The following is a 713-nucleotide window of genomic DNA, read 5'->3' on the forward strand; positions in this document are numbered from 1 at the left end:
TACAGCCGGAGATCAGCAGGAAAATCGCCACGATGGTATTAATGGTCGGGCTATTGAAGTAGCCGATGCTGGCATCATGGGTAGAAAAACCGCCGATGGCGATGGTCGAGAAGCTGTGGCCGATAGCATCAAACATCGGCATGCCCGCCAGCCACAGCGCCAGCGCACAGGCCACCGTCAGCAGCACATAAATCAGCCACAGGGTTTTAGCCGTTTCGGCAATGCGCGGGCGCATTTTGTTATCTTTCAGCGGTCCCGGCATCTCGGCGCGGTACAGCTGCATGCCGCCGACGCCAAGAATCGGCAGAATGGCCACCGCCAGCACGATGATCCCCATGCCGCCAAGCCACTGCAGCATCTGGCGATAGAACAGAATCGCTTTGGGCAGCGAGTCGAGCCCTACTAACGTAGTGGCACCGGTGGTGGTTAAGCCAGAGAACGATTCGAAGAAGGCGTCGGTCACCGACAGATGTGGCTGCTCGGCGAAGATAAACGGCATTGCCCCCACGCTGCCCAGCACGGTCCAGAACAGCACCACAATCAGAAAGCCTTCACGCGGTTTCAGCTCACTTTTTTGTTTGCGGTTGGGCCACCACAGCAGCGAACCGATGACGATCGCCATCATAAACGTCTGACTGAACGCGCGCCCGGCACCGTCGCGATAAATCAGGGCCACTAAGCCAGGCAGGATCATGGTTACAGAGAACAGAATC

General features: G+C 57.5%; 1 protein-coding gene. It reads right to left on the reverse strand.

Features of this window, described 5'->3' with window-relative positions:
* A partial coding sequence (locus FT726_RS27500; protein WP_346303867.1) for a potassium transporter TrkG occupies nucleotides 1-712 on the reverse strand: 712 nt, incomplete at its 3' end.
* Between the last annotated feature and the right edge of the window lies 1 nt (nucleotide 713).

The sequence above is a fragment of the Pantoea sp. Morm genome (assembly GCF_016643525.1).
GTDB classification, from domain to species: domain Bacteria; phylum Pseudomonadota; class Gammaproteobacteria; order Enterobacterales; family Enterobacteriaceae; genus Pantoea; species Pantoea dispersa.